This is a genomic window from Enterobacter sp. ZOR0014, assembly GCF_000798855.1.
Taxonomy (GTDB): domain Bacteria; phylum Pseudomonadota; class Gammaproteobacteria; order Enterobacterales; family Enterobacteriaceae; genus Enterobacter; species Enterobacter kobei.
The window spans coordinates 1-555 of sequence record NZ_JTLF01000343.1; the positions used below are offsets into that span (position 1 = coordinate 1).

The 555-nt window shown below is 39.1% G+C and carries 1 protein-coding gene; it reads left to right on the forward strand.

Features of this window, described 5'->3' with window-relative positions; all coding sequences use genetic code 11:
- The coding region (locus tag L977_RS19605; RefSeq protein WP_047626719.1) for a hypothetical protein at positions 1 to 436 on the forward strand (436 nt) is incomplete at its 5' end.
- Positions 437 to 555: the final 119 nt, after the last annotated feature.

Genomic DNA, 555 nt, shown 5'->3' on the forward strand with positions numbered 1-555 from the left:
TGAAATGGGACATATTGCGCATATGCTTTGGCGGATAAAAAATATGATTATTCTCACGGGGATTATTTTTTTTATGATACTTTTTGCGGGAATTCTTAATGAAGTGATTGATGGTACCTGGGAGGGGCTTGTGTCATTTGTCACTACATACTTTTGGTTGTTCGTTATAGTTTTGTTGGGAGGCGGAGGAGTCTCAGGATTAATTGCATTCTTTGCTTGCAAAGCCTGTGCTCCTACATGTTGTAAACTGGCAGAGGAAATTTTTCATTTGATGGGAATGAAAAATGTTTCGACAGTAAATCTTAATAAGCTGACAAAACGACGTGAGCATCAGTTAAAAGATAATGGGAGGTGGCATGACCCAAGTGATAAAAGCAAACCAGCCTGTCCAAGTGGGAAATTCATTTATTCTGATGAAAGCTGGTATTACTACTAGCTGACTAAATTACAGTGTCAATGCTTATCATATCTGTAATCCAGGGCCTGAATGTGCAAGGATATTTCATGAATTCAGTTGAAAATCAGCAGGTATGCTCCCGGTTTGTTGAGCCAGAG